Below are 21,418 nucleotides of genomic sequence, written 5' to 3' on the forward strand. Positions count from 1 at the left end.
ACCCAAAGCTTCATTGAATATTTAAGCTTTTCTTTTTGCTTCTTTTGACTTGGATATGGCCAATGCGACGCTTGCTCCAAAGCCACCCCAAATAATGATAACCCCAATAATCATCATTGCAATCGCGCTGCCACCCATTATCCTACCTCCCTTTCATCAACTGAAGACTCATAATGGAGATCATGATTTTTCCATGTTTTTAAGGACATCAGAATACCGAAGAACATAGCACCAAGTGCAACAGTCCATCCATATTTAAACAGGAATTCACGTGGGTAGTCTCCGCCGCCATAATCTCCGACAAGATTTTGGCGCAAATTATCAAACATCATATAGCCAAGAACAATTGGAGTGATGACTGATAATGAAATTCTCCACCAGGCCCCAAGTCTGATGTCTGAAATAGAATCAGCATATGATTGAAGCGGTTTCAATTGTTTCGCAAACCAGGCGATAAAGATTACCTCAAATAGACCAGCCATTGCAACCCCAAATTGGTTGATGAAATAGTCAGCCACGTCTAGCAAATTCAAGCCGTTTTGTGTTGCGAAGACAAGAGATATGATCGCTGTCAGCCCGCCACCGAACACAACCGCCTTTGTTCTGGAAACATTAAATTTCTCCTGAATCCCCGCCATATATGTCTCAACAATGGAGATTAATGATGTCAATCCAGCAAGTGTCAATGATATGAAGAATAAAATACCAAAAATTTGCTGAAAGCCGGGTAACTCATTGATAATAGTCGGAAAAACTGAAAATGCAAGCAGTACTCCACCTTGTACTACCTCATTGACACCAACACCCTGTTGTGCTGCCATAAACCCTAGTGCGGCAAACACTCCAAAACCGGCGAGCAACTCAAAACCTGAGTTGGCAAAACCTGTAATGAAAGCACTGTTGGTGATATCAGATTTTTTCGGCAAGTAACTTGAGTAAGTAATCATAATGGCAAAACCGATTGATAAGCTAAAGAAAATCTGTCCATATGCCGCAACCCATACTTTTCCGTTTCCAATTGCACTCCAGTCCGGTTTAAAGAATTGATTCAATCCTTCGACCGCTCCGTCTAATGTAAGAGCACGAATGACAATTACTGCAAATAGTACAACTAGTAAAGGAATCATAATTTTCGTTGCCACTTCAATCCCTTTTTTAACTCCCGCAAATAAGATTCCTAATACGATAACCCAGACTAAGATAAGCGGAATCAGAACTCCAGGAACAAAGCTTCCCATGGATGCGGTGTCTCCTACTTTTAGGTAATCTGCGATTAGGAAGTTTGTTGTATCGCTTCCCCAGTCCAATTTAAAGGAAAAATAGGTGTAGGCCAATGCCCAAGCAATGATGACCGAATAATATGTCGCAATAACAAATGATATACCGATTTGCCACCATCCAATCCACTCTCCGCCTTTCCTGACCCTCGCCAAAGAAAGCGGTGCTGACCCCCGATATTTATGACCGATGGCAAATTCCAGGATCAGTAATGGGATTCCGGCTGTGAGTAATGCGAACAAATATGGAAGAAAGAATGCCCCTCCCCCATTATCATACGCAACAGCTGGAAAACGCCAAATGTTTCCAAGCCCAATCGCTGAGCCAACAGCTGCAAATATAAAGCCGGCTCTCGAACTAAATTGCGCACGATTCTCCATGCAAATACCTCCTCTTTAAGAATAGTTTGCTCTTACGGAAAAATCTGAATATTGGTCAAACTATAATAAGTATAGCTACTCATTCTTATTTTGTCAAAATGAAATTATGCACAAATTCTATATAATTTTTTCATTAAAATTATTCCAATATAGATAAAGGGCAGCTAAAAGCTGCCCTTTATCTTCCTGATTTTTCTTCTATCACTGTCTGTTTCTGTGGAATTTTATTCTTTCTAGTAGTCAAAGCAAAAATCCCCAGCAGTACAACTACTGTAGCAAGTCCCAGTAACCCATTATCTGTCAATCCCATTACAACGAAACCAATACCTGCAATTAATGCCGAGGTCAGAGCATATGGAAGCTGAGTAATCACATGATCCATATGATTGCATCCTGCACCAGTCGATGAAAGAATCGTCGTATCCGAAATAGGTGAACAATGATCTCCAAAGACCGAACCTGCAAGAACGGCTGCGAGCGCCGGCAGCATCATGGACATATCAGTTGCAGCAACCACCTGTCCAGCAATCGGCAATAAGATACCGAAAGATCCCCATGACGTACCTGTTGCAAATGCCATCAATCCGGCAACAGCAAACATGATCACTGGCAGGAAGGAAATATTCAACTGCGAATTTGCAACGAGATTGCCAAGAAATACACCCGTGCCCAAATCTTCAATCAAAGTGATGATTGCCCAGGCAAATACCAAAATCATGACAGCTGGCAGCATGGATTGCATTCCTACTCTAATTCCTTTAAATAGGAGCTTGGCATCCATTGAAGGATTGATTGATTTTTGGCGAAGAAATAAAATAGCAGCAACAACCAAACCAAATAATCCGCCGATAATGAGAGCAAGCGCCACATCAGCGTTCCCGAAAATGTCCATGATGCTTGCTCCACTTTTACTTTCTTTTATACCGCTCCAAATAATAGCAGCAATCGTCCCGGCAAAAAGAGCCACAATCGGCCAGACGAGATCTCCTACTGACCCATTTTCACTGGAAGGCAGGTCTTCTTTTATTTCACCTGGTATCGCTTTGTTAGGATCATAAGGAATACCTGTTTCCAATGTGCGTTTTTCATGTGTTCTCATAGAACCAAAATCTACATTTCTGATGGCAATAATAAAGACAAGCCCAAGAGTCGCCCACACATACAGGTTCATCGGAATAATTTGTAAGAAAGCAGTAAACGCTGAAATGTCCGTAATATTATGCTTTGTAAGAACTGTCCCTATGATTCCGATGATGAAAGCTCCCCAACTGGAAATAGGTGAAATAACACAGATTGGCGCTGAGGTTGAATCAATCAGATAAGCTAGCTTTGCTCTGGATACACGGTGGCGATCTGTAATAGGACGTGCCACTTGACCAACCGCAAGAGCATTGAAATAATCATCAATAAAAATAATAATGCCAAAAACCGCGGTTAGAATTTGCGCACCTGCACGGCTTTTTACTTTTGTCATCGCCCATTCGCCAAAAGCCCTGCTTCCACCCGCAATATTAATAAGGGCGGTTATCGCCCCTAACAAAAATAAGAAAACTAAAATACATATGTTCCAAGAATTTAATCCGCCGTCTTCGACGAAAATTCCTTTGACTGCATCCCATAAATAAGAAAAAGATTCTCCGACACTGCCTTTCCCCAATAATAAAGCTGATACAATGATACCTGTCCCTAAAGAGAGCAGCACCCTGCGAGTAAGAATGACCATCAATATCGCCAGTAACGGCGGCAATAACGAATAAATCGATTGCTCCATATTTTCCTCCTGTTCCGACACAGACTCATTGCTGTGTACTGCTGCCTAAGCTACCTTTATACTTTATATAGAAAAATAGTTTTTTTCAAACCTCAAATTTTAGTAGCTCCTACATTTACAAAGAAAAAACCACACACATGTGGCTTTAACAAAACAGCACCAACAAAGCTTCTACTCTAATTCCCCTTCAAAATCTGTCGTTTTTGACCGATGCCTCCACTCCGTTCTCTCCTTTGAAAAGGTTTACATCCTTATTATACAAGTATAATATCATTAAAAATAATAGTTGACAATACTATGGTGTACTCTGCGTACCTGGAAATTGGATAGACGGGTTCATTGTCCCACTATTATTGTAAAATTGAGGGACATCTCCGGGATATAATCCGATAGCAATAGGCACTTCTTGTTCCACTTTCGCTTGTTCTGTGCCAAATGGGATAATAATTTGGACGTTCACACTGACTCGAACAGACACTGTTACAAACATATTATTGATCGGATATTGCTCCACCTTCGTTTCCACATTCGTGTTCACACTACCAACCGGAGTGAACCTGATCGGTATCCTTGGCCCAAGATTCCCCAGTAAAGCATTGTGTGTTGCTTGACCTAAAGGAAATGAATATACGATTCCTTCCCCTTTGGCAGATTGATCATATGAAAATTGTACACCTGTCTCCTCATAAAAAGCAGCTAGATCTCCTGCTTCTGCTTGCCGCAAATTCATTTGGATTGCTTTAGATATATCCGCCTGAGTTTCATTGATAATATCAGTCTTGAACTGAACACTCTTTCCACCAACTCCATCCGGAACAATCTCCGTAATCTCCCTTAAATCTTTTACTTCAGGAATAACGTCTTTGACTGCTTTACTTACTACCATCGGCGCAATTTTTCGAGTTTGGGACTCTGCATAATTTAATAAGGTCGGTTTTATCCCTTTATTCACAATCCACAGTCCAGCAGCTGTGGAAAAAGTAAAAAAAACAAAAGATATCAACAGAACATAACGGAAAGGCAGCGGCCCCCGCCGGTATTTGCGTTTACGAAATCGAGCCAAAAATAATCCCCCCTTATACAAACATATGCGTACAAGGAAGGGATTAGCGCACGTTTATTAAATATCTGATGTGCTTATTAGGAATAGATTTCAGATTCTGTCAAAGCATTTTCAGCAAGGCTTCCCGCCCTTTTGTTCCTGGAGTAATGCCAAGCTCCTCAGCAGCGATCGTTACAGATTCCAGTGGTGCATCAAGCAATTGCTCAATCGTCCTTACACCAACTGCCCTTCCGGCAATAATTCCCCGATCCTTCAGCTTGCTGTTTAACAACCCAACATCAAGTGCACCGCACATAATATATCCTCTGTCATTTGAAACAGTCAATAACGTTGTTTTTGGTAAACAAACAGTGGAAGCAACAAACATATGTCCCTCAACCATTACTGGCTCAATACTTACCATCCATTCCACCCCTCCCGATTCACATTATATGAAAGTCGGGCGTATTAGTTGCCTAGGGGAAGGTCAGAACGATTTTTTAACCTCGTTCAAAATTAACCGGCTTGTTGATGTCAGAAAAGCGCAAGCGTCTTGGACAGCGCGGCAAAGGAGGCAGTTCTTCAGGTACCACAGATACACAGCTTGACCTCGAAGAACTAGATCGCTGCAACTGGACATAGAAGAACTTAACTCGAACTAAATATTTTATCTGATTTTATATTCCGATCAAGCATACCGATTCTTCAATTCCCATTCCATCAAATCTCGGACAAACTCCGGTAAATAATAGATCTTCTTCCGTGCATTTTTTATAGGCGGTAGAAATACACCAAAAGTGAACATATCTAAGGTTGCCAAGTTATATATTCTCTCCCGATCCAATGGCTCGCCGGCAATTTTGATCGATCCACCAACCTTATTATATTCTATGTCATGATACACAAATTTTCCCATCATCACTCCCCTGAATCCAAGCCCTTGAAACTCTAGCTCAGATAGGGCGCTCTCTTCAGCTTTCAGGAGCACCTCCTCAAGCTCTGCTCCTGAAAGTTCCACGACACATGGATTGATCGGATGCGGTAACATGCGATGCAAATCATATTTTGTCACTTTCCCTTTCTCAAGCGCCGAAAGAACGAGACCAGAATTGACAAGTGCACAATCCGCTTTGCACCACTTATATAAGGCTTCACACAATATAACCGGCAGCTCGGACTGTTCCATCCACGAATAATTCAGCGGTTCAGGAAGAGTGACCACTTCAGTTTGCAGCAAATTTTTTCCAATTGCATCTAACTCTTTAATGTATTCTGCGGCATTCGGAGGATTATCCAAAACGGCTGTCTCGAAAAGGGTAGCCGTATAATTTTTCCATAAAAATGGTCCCGTATCCACCTCAGCCTCTATGTAACCGATATACTCCCCATATCTTCCGGCAGCACCCAATGTAGTATGATTTACTTTCTTTCCATTCATAAAAACATGATGAGTGTGTCCGCCCAAAATCAAATCAACACGTGGATTATTTTCCGCAATCACTTCATCATCATGCATACCCAAGTGGGATAAAACAATAATGACGTCCACTTGCTTCTGTAATTCGGCAATTTGACTTTCTAGCTCAGAAAGTGGTTCAGATAGCTCCCAGCCCAATAATTTGTATAAAGGACGATAATAGGCTGTTGCTGCAGTAACACCTATTTTGGTTCCTTTTGAGGTTCTATATATTTGGTAAGGCAGTGCCCATGAAGGCCTAGTCCCGCCAGACAGATATAAATTCGCAGCCAATACGTCAAATTTGGCAGAACTGTATAGTTGATTTAAAGCATCATGCGGTAATGTAAGTCCTTCATTATTACCTATAGTGACTGCGGTGTATCCTGAGTCATTTAACAACTCCACATTCCCTTTTCCAAGGGTCCCTTCCGTAAAGGAATGCCGTCTGTCAACAAAATCACCGCAATCAAAAATAAAAACGTCTTCTCCATTTGCTTCATGCAAAGCTTTTCTTTCCTTCAAAAATTTCCTGATCCTCGGCCACTTTTCAAAATGGCTGTGGACATCATTTGTATGATAGATATGAATTTTTTCTCTCACAAGTACACTTCCTATCAGTCATTAGAGAGGCGCAAGCTGTTTTCGCCATGCAACAATCACTCAGAAATGGAGCAATGCTTATTAAAACAAATTAAGCTGTCTGCCAGCAAGCCCTTCATATTCTATGTCCATCAATTGGATAAATTCTTTTGCGTTACCAGCAGCATCGCCACCGGAATTATTATTGAATAACACATAGATATCCTTCGTTTGCTTTTGAAGCTTTAGAATATTTTCCTTCCATCCTAGCAATTCCTCTTGATTATAACGATATAAATAGCGGACCTCCCGCCAGTTTTTTCCATTGGGTTTCATCCATGCAGCGGTATTCCTTCCGTGCATGCGGACTAGAGTTTTTTCCTTATCGGTTGCCTGGAGCACTGTTGGAACTGATCCTTCCCCCGCCTGCGGCTCATCACAGATGCTGTGAATCCACCCTTCGGTCTCCATAAATCCCAATGTCTGTGAACGGAATCTGGCTGAAAACCAGGACTGGTTTCGAAACTCAAGGGCAACTGGATATCCAATCATTTTTTCACGGCAATATCGCAAATAAGCAACACTTTCTTTCTTGCAATCAAACCATGGTGGAAACTGAAAAAGGACCATCGCAAGCTTTCCGCTATCCTTAACTGGTGCAAGAGATTCTTTAAACTCTTCAAACATTTCCTCTTTAGATGCAAATGGAATGTCTCCTCGCTGATGCCCCGTCATTCCCTGATAAGCCTTGATGACAAAGCGAAAGTCAGCAGGCGTATCCTTGACCCATTTCTCCATATTGTCAGCAGATTGAACCGCATAAAAAGACGAATCAACTTCCACTGTTGGAAAATGCGCCCCATATTCCTGTAATTTATCGAGTGTCGCTGTTCCAGCCGGGTATATTTGATGGTCACCCCATCCAGTTACTCCAATATAAATCATATTCTCACCTGCTTTCAGTGTAGCATGATTCAAAGTCCATCGACCAATACTTCATTTCATTATATTCCCTTTTGAGTGAAATAAAAAACGAGATGATCAGACTTTAACTTTCAGAGACGCCACCCTTACAATAAGCATCTTTGCTTCTTCGGTAAAAAAGGCTCATACACCCAGAATAAAATGCCGAGTGTGCGAAAAGCTGAAGCAACCACTCTTATTCACTGAAATAGGAGGTGTTGAATATTTCCTTAAAAGCTGGTAGAATTTCTTACGTATTTTTATTGGAAGGAAGTGAATTCGTGAGTGATTTAGAACAAATTAAACTCATGAAGCCACCTTTTCCCAAGCTGCGATGTTTTTCTTTCAAACCTATATTTAGCTAGGGAGGATTATTTTGAAGAAAAACATCGGAAACAAAACAGTAAGCTTATTATTACTAATTGTATTAGTAGGATTTCCACAAATTAGCGAAACTATTTTCAGCCCATCCTTACCTTCCATTGCGGAAGCCTTTGAAACATCGATGAGTGATGTACAGCTTACAATGAGTGTTTACTTTATCGCTTTTGCATTCGGGGTATTTTTCTTTGGGCGTCTATCCGATAAAATCGGTCGTCGCAAGGCTATGCTTTATGGCGTATTGTTATATTTTATTGGCAACGTGCTTTGTTTAGCAGCAAATGAATTGGTGGTTTTATTAGTCGCTCGCTTTATTCAAGCATTTGGTGCAAGTGTTGGTTCTGTCATAACACAAACCATTTTACGTGAAAGTTTTTCTGGCATTGAGCGCCATAAATTGTTCGCTCAAATTTCGGCAGCCCTTGCTTTCACGCCTGCTATTGGTCCATTAATCGGCGGATTTACTGATTATTATTTTGGCTTTCGGATTGTGTTTTGGGTGTTGGTCCTTATGAGCGTTATTGTATTTTGCTATGCTTTTTTACGCTTACCAGAAACGGCACCCTCTTCAATTGAATTGAAGCCGCTGCTGCCGATCATAAAGCGCATGATTACAAATGCTCGTCTATGGCGCTATGGCGTATTAATTGGAGGTATTAACGGTGTATTATTCAGCTATTATGCCGAGGCACCGTTTATTTTTACACAATACTTTCCACTAACAAGTGCAGTGTATGGTTTTCTGGGCATTATCGTTGCACTAGCTTCTATCACAGGTGCGATGCTGTCTAAGCGTCTCGTTATCCACATAGCTCCTGAGAAGATTATCATACGAGGATTAAATATTATGCTCAGCGGTACATTGCTCTCCGCATCGGTACATTTTTTACCGATACCATTACAATTGCCAACCATGATAGTCAGTGTGTTTATTATCTTATTTGGTACGGGTACTGCTTTACCAAACTGTCTAAGCTTGGCACTCATTGACTTTCAAGATGTCATTGGTTCAGCGGGTGCGGTATTCAGCCTAATTTATTATTTACTCGTGAGCATTATCACCTATGGTATGAGCATTTTTCATAATGGCACAGTCCTTGCGATGCCGATATATTTTTTAATGCTAGGGCTTATTATGCTGTTAATAAGCTCACGATTACAAGAATGAAAAAAAATGGGTCCCGAATGGGATCCATTTTTTTTCATCGTTATATCCTTTTAATTTACGCTAGTCCTCTTCTAAAATCGATTGCTCATTCGCCAGTTGTTTAAAAGAAATGAACCAACAAAAACAAAAATCAGGCGGAAACATATCAATTTCAATATGCCTCGCCTGACTTATTTTAAAGTTTTTTAAAAAGCCTTATCTTAGTAAAGAAAGCATAAAATGTTTTACATTTCTCCGCTTAATTCAACTAGAATTTTTGCTTGAGATTTATCGTTTGTTAATGCCTCGAATCCTTCCTCGACAATATTATCTAACTCTATTTTAGAAGTAATAATACCTTGTGGTTTTAATTGGCCTGTACCCATTAAGTCGATTGTTTGTTGGAATGTTGATGGTGTATAAGCAATTGTAGACGTCACTTTAACACCAGTATTTGTTAATTGCATAGGATTCCATTCGATTGGGCGTGCAAAAATAGAGACTATGACCATTGTACCACGAGCACGCGTTACATCAATCGCTTGTTTGAAGGTTGGAGCTACACCAGCAACTTCAAATGCAACATCTACACCATCAGGCACAATTGCTTTTACCGCTTCAACAGGGTTTACTTCTCCTGAATTGTAAACATGTGTTGCACCAAGCTCTTTTGCTTTCGCCAAACGCTGCTCAGATAAGTCGAATACAAAGATTTTACTTGCACCGGCTGCTTTTGCAGCAATAGTAGTTAAAAGACCAATAGGACCAGCACCAAATACTGCTACTGTATCACCAAACTGCATGTTAGCTTCTTTAACTGCTTGTACAGCAACTGCTGTAGGCTCTACTAATGCACCATCTTGTAACGTCATACTGTCAGGCAATTTATAAATGTGTTTTTCACCTAAATTAACATGAGAAGCAAATCCGCCATCTGAACCTAGTCCGACAAATTGGAAACCATCATAAGCATCGACATCTTCTGGTTTGTTACCATAAGTGTACATTGGATTAATTGCAACGCGATCACCAACTTTTACAGATGTTACATCTTGACCTACTTTTTCTACTATACCCGCAAATTCATGCCCCATTGTTAGCGGCGCTTGCTGCCCTGTTAGTGGGTGCTCTTCTCCAACAGGAATAAATACTGGACCTTCTTGATATTCATGTAAATCTGATCCACAAATTCCTGTCCAAGCGACACGTACAGTTACCTCGTTATCTTTCATTTGTTTAAGCTCGCGTTCCTCCACACGAATATCTTTTTCACCATACCATACTGCTGCTTTCATCATTAGTACCTCCAATATTAGTTTTATTTAACTCTTACAAAGTAATAAACTACCTATCTTGTTTAGACATCATTTATCGTTTTTAAACATCCTTCTACTTGCTATTGAACTAACATCTCCTTTTTCCACACCATTTGAGCTAGCTGGTCTACTAACTAAAAAAACTAGACAGTGTTTCTTCCATACATGTTACACAGTAACTTGGTTTTCAGCAGGACCTCCTTGATAAGCACTATCTGGTGCAAAAAATTACCCTTTGCGCGAATTAAAGCACTTGAATCGCAAATACATATAATTCATTTATCTTTAATTCGAGATAATTATAACACATAAATTTTCCTTCTTCAACAAATTAAGACTCACGTCCAACATGGTTCATTTCGAATCTTTTTTTAAATATCGTATGTTAATTTCTTATTAAGTGAAAGTACTTACAGAACACACAACTCAACAAAAGCAACCAATATACTTCTAACAAGATCTCTCCTTTCTTTGAACAAAATTCCACGTTGGGCTTGTTAAAAGGACAATCCAAAATTCCCCAATACTTCCATCATTTATTCATGTCGAATACACAACAATTAAGTCTATATTCTTAAAGACTGTCATTATCTAAATTAGTTATCGCGTAATCTACTCTCCTAGCCTCTACACGATTTCTTTCATCACATTTCAATTTTCACTTATTAAGTAACGCTTGTGACTTTTAAATCTTTACATCATTTTCAATTTGATACAATATAAAGAAGTCCCTTGCCACTGATGGGACAAGGGACAAAGTTGTTTACAAACAACCTTTCAGTTCTTTTCGCATTATAATTCGTTTAAAGCAATAACCTCTCCAGTTAATGCATTCACTCCATATACACAGTCTAATTTTCCGCATAAGATATATTGTTCTTGTGAAGTATCATAAACATAATAAGGCTTCAACTCAAACCTGTCCTTTAATTTATCGTATGCCACATCTTTCTCAATTGTGGCAGTTTCCGCTTTCTGAAATTGATTAAACATTTCTAACATCGGCAGATTATCAATATAATTTACTGCGTAAAAATGTTTTGAATCAATTATCACTGTCATTTTCCTTTGAAATATACGATTATCCTGTTTCTCCATCTTTAAGGTTGCGTAGACATATTGTTTATGACGATGTAAGGTTTTGAGAATCCACTTATCTGCATCTTGAGGATATTCTTGTCTTAAAAAATTGTCGACTGCCGTGATACATTTTTCTTGTTCTTCTTTTGTAATTGGAAATGCTTCAGGGCTTGGCTCTCTAGAAGATGCTTCCTCTATCGTTATCTCCTCCAAGAGCTGAATTTCTTTTCTTACAAATGGCTCATCGAGAGAGGTATCCCAAGACATTATTTTATCGACTGTAGCATAAGAGTTTACAATAAATTCAAATGGGATGATCTTGGTTTGATCATTCGTAATATATGCTTCCTCTAAACCATATATCGGAACAAGCTGTTTCTTTGCGTCAACTGGAAATTCAATCAATTGTAATTGCGCCTTTATCACATCATCAATCTTTTCAAGCGAAAGATTGTAAATTTCTTTTCTTATTTGTTGTTGTGCTGGAAATTGACCATGTACAGTAAACATAGTAAGTTTCCCCTCAGCATCAAAGCTAACCTCAATCATTCCCGAAGGTGAAACATCAACACCATCTATGCACTCTCGAAACAAGAATTCCCTATCCCCTTCCTTCTGCAATTGGAAATGCTGTTGATATGTAAGACCTGTCTCCTTCTCAATCCATTGGACAATAGTCTTTGTATCAAGATGATCAAACAAAACACTTTTTGCGAAAGACTTCCCTCCAACGAAAATCACACTTTTCACTTTCCCATTATTTAAATCCAGCTCAATCACTGCTGTCCCATCTGGATTTAAATCATCCTCCGGAATAGGAATATGCTGCGGAACCCATTCTGTACTCAATGTATAAAGAGTTTCATTAAAAATATTTACAGTCCGCCCAAGATTATACCTCACCAAATCATATGAATCCAATCCGAATTTTTCTCTCAGTCCACGGATAAATTCCTTTATTCTGTCGTCCATTTTTGCTGCCTCCGTTTCTACTCTCCCTCAAAATAATGGAAAAGAACGCCTTCATAATAAATTAGCAATGAGAAATGTAACTTTCTTCGACCTCAGAAATGCTAATAATGTATAAAATAACTTACCATTTTACTTGCATAAACTCGCTTGCCACTATCTTCACTCTATCTCCTCATTAACGTTATTTTCGACCCACCTAAGAATAATAGATATCGTTATTTAATCCTCGGTTAAAGGCAGTAAAGGCCGCCGACTCAGAATATAACCCTGTACTGCAAAAGAAATCAACGTCAGTAAAAGTATGATGGACGCTGCAAATAATATTGCCGTCGTATCAACTAATGTGTGAGTCGTTGGATCAAGAGATAACCAAAATAATTTGGTAAAGAAAATACCAAAGGCCAGCCCAAAAATTACACCATATAAAGTAAAAGTAAGTGACTGTATCATAATAACAAACATCATTCCATTTTCTGTTAAACCTAATAAACGTTTAATTCGATAGTCACGTTTCCGTTGCAATATGTTATTGCCTAATGTTTGTAATACCCCAAATGTTGAAGCCAACAGTAAAATCACCAGTGTACCTGTAATCAATGCAAAACGTTGTTGAAACATCTTTTCTTCTTCCTTGAGCGCAGCCGTTTTCGTTGTAAAATGCAATGCAGGCCTTTTCTTTATGATAGGTTGGAGAATATCGGTATCATCAGCATCGACAAATACTTCATCTAGAGCTAAAAACTCCGCCATTGGTGATGACCAATCAACTATTATATCATTATAACGGAATAAGTTTTCATTATTAGAAATTGCATGAACAACTATAGGTTCAAGTCTTTTATTATGAATACTATCAATTAACGGTAGTTGATCACCTTTTTTGATTTGATGTTTTTTGGCAAAGCTTGCTTTCACAATCGCACCTGTAGTGCGAGTCGTTTCCTCTAGTTGCGAAAAGTTTGTTGCCCTGATATCCGCATAGGTGGTTTTATCAGATAAATCAATTTCTAAACTTAAAATCTCACTATTAGCATATACATTTCGCACTCCCTCTAACGACTTTATGTCAGCTAACATTTCTAGTGTTTGTTCCCCAGTAATATCCGCTAAATCATATGTACCATACACTTCTGTTTGAAATTGCTCTTCAATAAAATTTTCACCTGAACTAGCTATACTTTTCATCGTTGCGGTACAAAATACTAGAATAACCATCACACTTATAATCGTTAAAATGGCTGACTTATTTTTTCGTATCTGAGGCATTAGCTGCTGTAACGCTAAATACATATTTTTACCACAAATTTTTCTTGAAAGTGATAACGAATGTTTTAACAGTAATTGGAATACACAGGGTAGTAGATAAATCGATAATGCAGTTAATACCGCTGTGCCAATTAAACTCTGAATTGGTCCATTCACTTGATATCCTATCAGTAATAGTAAAATAGCAACAATTGCTATTCCCCCGCTGATTAAACTTTTTGTTTTCGTCCAAACCGTGCGCTTTTCTTGTTGTTTCATTTGCATTGGTAACATTTTTGAGCATTTCCATACTTGCCATCCTACGAATAATTGTAATACTAAAAAACTTGAAAGTGCGATACCTCCCACGGTCGTTAGAGGGATCGTTGTCTCAATAGGAGGTAAGTCTAATAATTGGATAACTGCATTCAAGCCAAATTTCATCATAGTAACCCCAATGAATGTTCCCATTACTATACCTATTACTATAATTGCAGTTAATTGAGTGAATACGATTATTGCAATTTGCTTCATAGTGGCACCTATTGCACGAAGACGCATAAATTGTGTTTGAAGCTTAGTAAAAATAATTCGGAAATTTGATAGTAATAATGTCCCTGTAATCAATAAGACAAACAGGGTTAAGACAATAATAAATACGATGAGACTTTCAATATTTTCCTGGACAAATTCCGATTCATTTAATAAATCAACACGTAAGCGCTCATCCATTTTAGCAATAGTCGTCCCCACATTTTCTTCTATGTCTGGAATGGTTTGAACTAATGCAAACTTCCCTTCACCCATATGAGGATACATTGCTTTCATATCAGGATGAGAAATGTATGCTATATTGAACTCTTCAACCGGAAGTGTATCTATAATTGTAAATTTTCTATTCTCAATAGACAGCTTGTCACCAGTAGACTTTTCTAATGTTTGTAATAGACGATCACTCACAATGATCTCATTCTGGTGAATATCTCGTGAGAAATGAAAACGACTTTTAGTCAACTGATCATTCTTTACCCCTAATAAACGAACATCGACACCTTCCAAATAAACCTCAGGCTCCAATAGAACAGGTGCGACAGACTTTATTTCAGCAAGGCTTTCTACTTTGCCAAGTAATTCCGTATCCAAATAGCTCTCTACATCCATATCAAAACCAAACTCAATATCACTATTACCATAGAGTTCATATATATCAGCATCTAACTTTGCTTTTGCGCTAAATCCATATGTACATATCATCACAACAAGGGCGATAGCAACTGCAACTGTAATGATGCTGGTGATTACCTGCATTTTTCCTGCCCGAAAAAGTTTTAAGGCGATGGTTCGTAGATTAAACATCATTCATCACCTCGAGCTATGCTTTTAAATTTCTCTAGGATGTGTCCTAAATCATATTCATTTTTTTCGTTTATATAGTGATCAACAATTTGTCCGTCATGAAAGAATAATACACGATCCGCATATGTTGCCACATTAGCATCATGCGTAACAATCACCATTGTTTGGCAAAGTTCTTCATTTAATTGTACTAGCAAATTTAAAATATCATTCGTGGTATTAAAATCAAGTGCACCAGTTGGTTCGTCTGCTAACAATATTGGCGGTTTAGCAATAAGAGCTCGTGCGATAGCTACACGCTGCTTCTGTCCTCCGGATAATTCTGATGGTAAATGCGTACTCCACTTTGTCATATCAACTTGAGCTAACACTTCTTGGACTAATTCCTCAATTTCCTTACTTAGTACCCCTTTTAAAATAAGCGGCATAGCCACATTATCCATCACGTTCAAATCCTCTAGAAGTTCAAAAGATTGAAAAATAAATCCGATATGATTACGTCGATAAATCGTAGCTTCTGGCTCTTGATAAATATTTGCATCTTCACCAAACAATATCATTTTACCACTCGTCGGAGCATCAATCGCACTTAGCATGTTAAGTAATGTACTTTTTCCTGATCCACTTGTCCCCATTATTGCTACCCTTTCACCCTCATACAATGTGAAATTCACTTGATTTAATGCTCGTATTTGGTGTGATGAATTATTAAATATCTTTGTTAATCCTTCAACTCTCAGTACTTCCTCCAACTTGTCTTTTGGGACCGGAATATCATTCAACATTCTCTTCAACGGATTTTGCCCACTCATCATTATAAGCCCCCTTCAACTGCTTTCGTAATGCTTGTAGTCCCCGACGAATATGCGTTTTAGTTGTACCAATGGGCAGTTCAACGATTTCTGCTATTTGAGGCACAGTATAGTCATGATAAAAGCGTAATAACAGCGCCGTTTTATAATGATTCGGCAATGTCTGTAATGCCTGCCATAAATCTATACGCTCATCCATTAATTTTTCATCGGTCCCTAATGAAGAAAAGACTTCTGGTTCAACTGCTTGCTCTCTATTTCTTTTTTTCATATATGTAATACTCAGATTAATAGCAATACGAATTATCCAAGTCGAATAATATGCCGGTTCTTTTAATTGATCAATCTTCTCAAAAGCCCGCAGTACTGCTTGTTGATATACTTCTATCGCATCACCTTCATTTTGTACATATGCAAAAATTATACGGTATAGCTTCTCCTGCTCTTTTCGGATTAAAGATTCAAATGCCAGACTATTACCCGGTTGTACTTCCTTCACCCGTTCCATTTCTTCACCCTCTCTACCTATTAGACACATTACTTTGGCAAAACGATTCAGAAATCGGCAATATTAATACATTTTGTTAGTTAGGGAAGGGAGCTGTCGGCCGCAAAATTATTAAAGAAAAATAGAAACACAACTTCTTCTAACTTCAAAAAACGTTATTCGGATTCCCTTTTGGAAATCCTCAATTTACCTTAGGGTCCACTTTTCTGCAATTTTGTGACTTATCAACAATACTGGTATCAGTAATATCGTTACGATTAAGGCATTTAAAAGAGTGCCTGCATTTAAGATTCCTTTAAGATGTAGCTGGTAAAAAAATAAAATATTATATGGAATAATAATTAACAAGGTTGTCCATACCCCTGGAACGTAACTTCTTAGAAATATAGATTGAACAGGATGAGTAAAAATATTTAAGGCAAAAAAAATATTTAAACCGATGAATAGGTAATACTGTTTTGTCATTATTGTTATTAAAATTAGAGCGGATGCTACGATAAAAATTACACATACAGCCGCAGAAAACTGAGCCGAGGTCATAGTTCCAAACTTATCCAATTCTTTTTTAGCAAACGAGGGTATTCGTTCACGAATACGGGGATACGATTCATTAAACCACCTTTCAATCATGATAATTTCTTCAAAATTGTGGAGCATAAAAATAATTAAAAAAGACCAAACTACAAAATCTATATCCATTATTATCACCTCTAGTGTAATATTTCCTTGATATCATCTTTAAACAAATACCACATACTCTAACAGATTTACAAAAATGTTCTACTAATTTCTGGCTTGTTGTAGATTTTCCCTATATACTTCTTACTTATTTAGGTTCCCAATGTGGTTTAACAGCTAAGTCATTGATCTTTTAGGCTACATAAATTATCATGAGTGATGGAATTATTTGAATTGGTATTAAGCAATCACAGTCGCTCCTCATGCTCCTATTCCTCCCACAATACCATTGAACAAAACAAAAAGAGCCATGAGGAACGCCATAGTATACTTTCATGACGAACTTTTTCCACAAGCTCCTTGGTAATTGCTCAAAACCTAAACTATTCGAGAAACTTCCTCTAGTATAAGGCCCCCAATCGGAATTTCTGCCAGGGACCATCAACACTTATATATCGACTGAACTATTTTGCTGTTAAGTTTCTTTACCTCCCCTTTGCAAACCGAAACAACGGGATGATGATGCTATTTTCATACGAGATAATTCAGCCTTTTTCCAGATTCATAGAAAAGCCTAGCAAACTATTTATCTTTTTTAGGCCAAAGAGTATAGCTAAAGCTCCAAATAAAATCAATAGCCAGAAAGAATCCCCAGCGCGGGATGAAATCTAACAAAGCCTTTGTCCTTGATGAATCACCAACAAATGCAGTCATTGCCAACAATAAAGAGCAACCTATCACCCATGAGAGCAAGTGGCGATACCAGCCATTTCGTTCATTTCGAGCGTGTTCTTTCCCTCCTCGCGGAGCTTTCTTTGGTTTTGGCCCACCAGCAAAAGTGTATGCGAATCGTTCATCCGCCCAATGAATCATCCTCTTGCCGAATCCCACTGTTACGCCAATATATATCGCTGCTAGTGAATGGAATATATCTGCCACAGCCCCATTTTTCAAATCCACCACGGTAGCAGCGATCAAAATCAAGTCAACAATCGGAGTACAGAGCAACAAATATCCGCCCAGCTTCTTTCTTTTCAACATATAACGGGTAAACAAGCCCGCAATGACAAATATCCAAAATCCTATTTCACAACCAATGATTAACCAGCCAATCATTTTACACTTCCTTTTTAATACAAACGTATTAAAAATAATTTAACACGTATGTATTAAAAAAATCAACCATGATATAATCAAAATATGCCAAAAATCGTTGATCACGAAAAACAAAAACAAAGAGTTGCTGAAGCTGCCTGGAGGGTCATCAGGGAAGAAGGCATGGAGCAGGCAACCGTACGCAAGATTGCCGAAGAAGCCGGGATGTCTGTTGGCTCTCTGCGGTACTATTTCTCTTCACAGTCCGAGTTGTTTGCGTTCTCCATGAATCTTGTTTCAGAAAGGGTGAAAGAACGAATCAGAAGCATTTCTTTTTCCGGTCCTCCACGGGAGAGCATGAAGCTTTTACTGAAAGAATTGCTGCCCATGGATGAAGAAAAAAGATTTGAAGGAGAGGTGTGGTTTGCATTTACGGCCAAATCCTTATCGGACAAATCCCTTCTTTCCCTCAGCCAACAAGTGTACAGGGAATTAAGATCCGTTATGGCACTTATCATCAATTCTCTAGTGGATCAAGGGCTCGCCCTTCCTGATTTGAATACTGAACTCGAAACAGAAAGATTATACGCACTCATTGACGGCTTGGCCATCCATGGCACACTTGAACCAGGGCAGGTTACCCCCGATTTAATGGAGAAAATCGTAACTGGCCATCTAAAATCAATATGTAAAGCAGAAAGAACCTCTGAAAATGGATAGAGGTTCTTTTGTTTTTATTACTGAATCTGTAGCAGCATTACTTTTATGAAGTACTGACATTATGCCTGTAATTCAAATTTCTGACTGATCCCTACTTCACGTTTCAAAAAGCCGAGCACATCATCTATCAAACATCTGTTTTCATTAAGAACCACAATGAAAAAGTTTTATGTAATAATAAGTCTCTATGATAGATATATTCAAAAATATGGAGGGATTCACATGTATAAAAAAAAATGTGATTATACTTATAATCATTCTTCTCTCGTTTATTGGATGTTTACACTTAAAGAACATTAATGCCGGTAATAAAGTCGAGCAAACAAAAATAATTGAATCAAAGGCTAGTTGGTCAGTTGAATTAGAGCAACAAAAATCAAAAGAGCCTGATCTTTATCAAGCCTATAAAATAAAAGTAAAAAATACAGGGAAAACAACGACACTTGTTGAAATTAATGTTACTCACCCCTTCAAAAAAGATGCAAAAGTTATTTTTCCACGGGAAACTTCTGAATTAGGTCCTGGTAAAACCTATGAAATGGGAGAAATTTATGCAATGAATAATCACCCGCAAAAATATATTGTAGATTTGATTTGGGAGGAAAAAAACATACAATTTGAAGAGACTTTTACTGTCGGTAAATAATCTTTGGATTTTGAAAATCGCAACTGGATTTCTGTAATAATAACAATAGTAAAGCCTGGTCAGCGCCGGACTGTTTTATATATACCACTAAATTAAAAGGGTGAATTAAAATGACAAGCCAAAAAGAAATTAGAGGTAGATATAATCTCTGGCATCCACATCAGAAAAAATCAAATATGCATGCTTCTCATGATGGTCGAGTGAAATGAGCGCTTCAAATATAAGTTATTTTTCTAGGCTATCTGATAAGTATGAAAAGCTTAAGACTCAATTGCTTTTCAATAAAGAGGAAGTCCTAAAAATAATAATAGAAAAATTTAAGGCTGACGAAATTCCAAAGGAAAAGGTACTAGATCTCGAGGGAAGCGATCAAGTAGATCACAATTACGTGTTTGCAGCTCTTAATATCATAGATCCTCAAACTCTAACTTCTCTTTTTACCCCAAAAGAAAAAAGAGAACATCAAGAAGAGATTGAAGATAACAAAAAGTACCCATTTGATTGGTCTAATGTAACACCAGGTGAAGAAGAATTTGTTCAGTGGGGGATTGACTGGCAAGAAGGACGTAGGATAACCCTTGTGCTCGAATCTAAAGATAACAAGTATGTTAGTTGCTGGGATATGCGTGCAGACTGTAGAAGACTTAGTCGTTATCTAAACGCCCTTACTTATGGAGTTATTCACGAACAGAATAAGAGTAAAAATACTGTGGAAGTGGAAGATTTTCACTACTATTTAGACAGCCTAAATAAATTTGACTTTTTAAATAAAATTTAAAAAGATCATGAAAAGCGGCGTTCAATTGTACAGAAATTCATCCACGGGAAGTCTATTGACTGTTGAAATTAGAGGCAAGCAGAGCCTCTAATTTACACTCTGTTCCCTCCTTCGCCACATTTATTACACGGGATTGCCACCTTGTTATTTCGAACTGCGACATTTTTTTGTAAAATGGCAATATATAATTGGTTTTTAGAAATTAAGGAGGTAACAAGTATGAACTTGACCCCAGATCAACGGTCTGTGTTACTTGCGTTAACCACTGATTGGCAGACACCAATACAGATAGCCGACCAGCTTTCAAAAGATGGTAACGATCCATCCAACGTAAATCAGCCTCTTAAAGACTTAATGCGTGCAGGTCTGATTCAGGCTAATCCTGTTGTGCTGGGCACATACCGACTAACTTCGGATGGCACTGTCACCAAGGCGGATCTCCTCGGGGAGTAACCGCCCCCCTTTTTTTCTCCACAATGTTCAATTAAACTAATCTTAATTTCCACTCTGTTTAACAATCTTCACTCAATGAATTCAGCTCTTTTGAAAAACACCCAAGACATATATTTTTAATGCCCATAATCACCAGTTTTTTTGCTTCGCTACTTTCATATCTGATTGAAATGCTCTTCTTAAATAGTGAATCTGCATAAGGAAAACTAGCTAATAGCCCCCTCTTTTAGATATGAAGCGATAGTCAGATTGCAGAGTTTACCTTATTTTTGAAAAAGCATGAGGGTAAGCGATCATATATACAAAAATGGTTGAATCTGTATTTTGAAATGGAGACGATCAAGAGAACAATTGTCTTCATATGTAATACTTATCCGTTCTGAAAAGTATTTTTCACTATGTGGCAATAAGAACAGTATTCTTTAAACGCTTTGAACCAGCTGGTTAACTTTATGGAGACATACCCGTATCAAGGATTCAATAGATATCTGCTGTATGTATTTTTTAAAACAAAGAAGCCTTAGAATCAGTGAAGCACTGGCTCTTAGATGGACAAATACCAACAGCTAAAAAAATCTTACAGAACAATTAGCCTTAACGATGACCTGTTACGAATTAGGTAAACAAAATGAATTAATTGTAGAAAGAATCTTTCTGGAAGAATGAGATTGAGTCCTCTTCCGTAAGCCCGAAATATAAATAAAATAAGCGCACCTTTTCGGTGCGCATGCCAAACAGCCGTCTATTCTTATGTTTTTC

At 38.2% G+C, this 21,418-nt stretch carries 19 protein-coding genes; 5 read left to right on the forward strand and 14 right to left on the reverse strand.

Features of this window, described 5'->3' with window-relative positions:
* Positions 1–21: 21 nt before the first annotated feature.
* From H9631_RS17955 to H9631_RS17985, 7 genes are all read right to left on the reverse strand, one after another.
* Positions 22–138, reverse strand: coding sequence for a methionine/alanine import family NSS transporter small subunit (locus tag H9631_RS17955; RefSeq protein ID WP_160705870.1), 117 nt, complete (start codon positions 136–138; stop codon positions 22–24).
* A complete protein-coding gene (locus H9631_RS17960; protein WP_191815258.1) occupies positions 138–1,658 on the reverse strand; it encodes a sodium-dependent transporter in 1,521 nt (506 codons plus the stop codon). The genes H9631_RS17955 and H9631_RS17960 overlap by 1 nt, the downstream gene beginning before the upstream one ends.
* A 178-nt stretch (positions 1,659–1,836) precedes the next feature.
* Complete coding sequence (locus H9631_RS17965) at positions 1,837–3,429, reverse strand: Na+/H+ antiporter NhaC family protein (protein ID WP_191815260.1); 1,593 nt, start codon at positions 3,427–3,429, stop codon at positions 1,837–1,839.
* A 295-nt stretch (positions 3,430–3,724) separates the two neighbouring features.
* On the reverse strand, positions 3,725–4,492 hold the full coding sequence (gene yunB, locus H9631_RS17970; RefSeq protein WP_191815262.1) for a sporulation protein YunB: 768 nt from the start codon (positions 4,490–4,492) through the stop codon (positions 3,725–3,727).
* Between the two features lie 100 nt (positions 4,493–4,592).
* Positions 4,593–4,895: a YunC family protein gene (locus tag H9631_RS17975; protein ID WP_191815264.1), complete on the reverse strand. Its 303-nt coding sequence runs from the start codon at positions 4,893–4,895 to the stop codon at positions 4,593–4,595.
* Between the two features lie 264 nt (positions 4,896–5,159).
* Positions 5,160–6,530, reverse strand: coding sequence for a bifunctional metallophosphatase/5'-nucleotidase (locus H9631_RS17980; RefSeq protein WP_191815266.1), 1,371 nt, complete (start codon positions 6,528–6,530; stop codon positions 5,160–5,162).
* Between the two features lie 81 nt (positions 6,531–6,611).
* A complete protein-coding gene (locus H9631_RS17985; protein WP_191815267.1) occupies positions 6,612–7,454 on the reverse strand; it encodes a DUF72 domain-containing protein in 843 nt (280 codons plus the stop codon).
* A 394-nt stretch (positions 7,455–7,848) separates the two neighbouring features.
* Here H9631_RS17985 and H9631_RS17990 point away from each other — a divergent pair, with 394 nt between their 5' ends.
* A complete protein-coding gene (locus H9631_RS17990; RefSeq protein ID WP_191815269.1) occupies positions 7,849–9,021 on the forward strand; it encodes a multidrug effflux MFS transporter in 1,173 nt (390 codons plus the stop codon).
* 224 nt (positions 9,022–9,245) lie between these two features.
* Here the strand turns inward: H9631_RS17990 and H9631_RS17995 are convergent, their stop codons facing one another.
* The 7 genes from H9631_RS17995 to H9631_RS18025 form a co-directional block, all read right to left on the reverse strand.
* Positions 9,246–10,295 (reverse strand): 2,3-butanediol dehydrogenase, encoded by a 1,050-nt coding sequence (locus tag H9631_RS17995; protein WP_191815271.1) that lies wholly within the window; start codon positions 10,293–10,295, stop codon positions 9,246–9,248.
* Between the two features lie 813 nt (positions 10,296–11,108).
* On the reverse strand, positions 11,109–12,368 hold the full coding sequence (locus tag H9631_RS18000) for a hypothetical protein (protein WP_191815273.1): 1,260 nt from the start codon (positions 12,366–12,368) through the stop codon (positions 11,109–11,111).
* A gap of 219 nt (positions 12,369–12,587) precedes the next feature.
* Positions 12,588–14,969 (reverse strand): ABC transporter permease, encoded by a 2,382-nt coding sequence (locus H9631_RS18005; protein WP_191815275.1) that lies wholly within the window; start codon positions 14,967–14,969, stop codon positions 12,588–12,590.
* Positions 14,969–15,754 (reverse strand): ABC transporter ATP-binding protein, encoded by a 786-nt coding sequence (locus H9631_RS18010; RefSeq protein ID WP_404801756.1) that lies wholly within the window; start codon positions 15,752–15,754, stop codon positions 14,969–14,971. Before H9631_RS18010 ends, H9631_RS18005 begins: the two co-directional genes overlap by 1 nt.
* On the reverse strand, positions 15,744–16,289 hold the full coding sequence (locus H9631_RS18015) for an RNA polymerase sigma factor (RefSeq protein WP_225221139.1): 546 nt from the start codon (positions 16,287–16,289) through the stop codon (positions 15,744–15,746). Before H9631_RS18015 ends, H9631_RS18010 begins: the two co-directional genes overlap by 11 nt.
* Before the next feature lie 186 nt (positions 16,290–16,475).
* Positions 16,476–16,988, reverse strand: a complete 513-nt coding sequence (locus H9631_RS18020; RefSeq protein WP_191815280.1) for an HXXEE domain-containing protein — start codon at positions 16,986–16,988, stop codon at positions 16,476–16,478.
* A 561-nt stretch (positions 16,989–17,549) separates the two neighbouring features.
* Positions 17,550–18,083: a hypothetical protein gene (locus tag H9631_RS18025; RefSeq protein WP_191815282.1), complete on the reverse strand. Its 534-nt coding sequence runs from the start codon at positions 18,081–18,083 to the stop codon at positions 17,550–17,552.
* Positions 18,084–18,167: 84 nt separating this feature from the next.
* Here H9631_RS18025 and H9631_RS18030 point away from each other — a divergent pair, with 84 nt between their 5' ends.
* The 4 genes from H9631_RS18030 (at position 18,168) to H9631_RS18045 (ending at position 20,659) form a co-directional block, all read left to right on the forward strand.
* Positions 18,168–18,782 carry a TetR/AcrR family transcriptional regulator gene (locus tag H9631_RS18030; RefSeq protein ID WP_191815284.1) on the forward strand — a complete coding sequence of 205 codons (615 nt, stop codon included), beginning with the start codon at positions 18,168–18,170 and terminating at the stop codon, positions 18,780–18,782.
* A gap of 208 nt (positions 18,783–18,990) precedes the next feature.
* Positions 18,991–19,428 carry a hypothetical protein gene (locus tag H9631_RS18035; RefSeq protein WP_191815286.1) on the forward strand — a complete coding sequence of 146 codons (438 nt, stop codon included), beginning with the start codon at positions 18,991–18,993 and terminating at the stop codon, positions 19,426–19,428.
* A gap of 205 nt (positions 19,429–19,633) precedes the next feature.
* Positions 19,634–20,206, forward strand: coding sequence for a hypothetical protein (locus tag H9631_RS18040; protein ID WP_191815288.1), 573 nt, complete (start codon positions 19,634–19,636; stop codon positions 20,204–20,206).
* Between the two features lie 219 nt (positions 20,207–20,425).
* A complete protein-coding gene (locus H9631_RS18045; protein ID WP_191815290.1) occupies positions 20,426–20,659 on the forward strand; it encodes a hypothetical protein in 234 nt (77 codons plus the stop codon).
* The last annotated feature ends 759 nt before the right edge of the window (positions 20,660–21,418 follow it).

Source organism: Bacillus norwichensis (genome assembly GCF_014836955.1).
Classification (GTDB): Bacteria; Bacillota; Bacilli; order Bacillales; family Bacillaceae_C; genus Siminovitchia; species Siminovitchia norwichensis.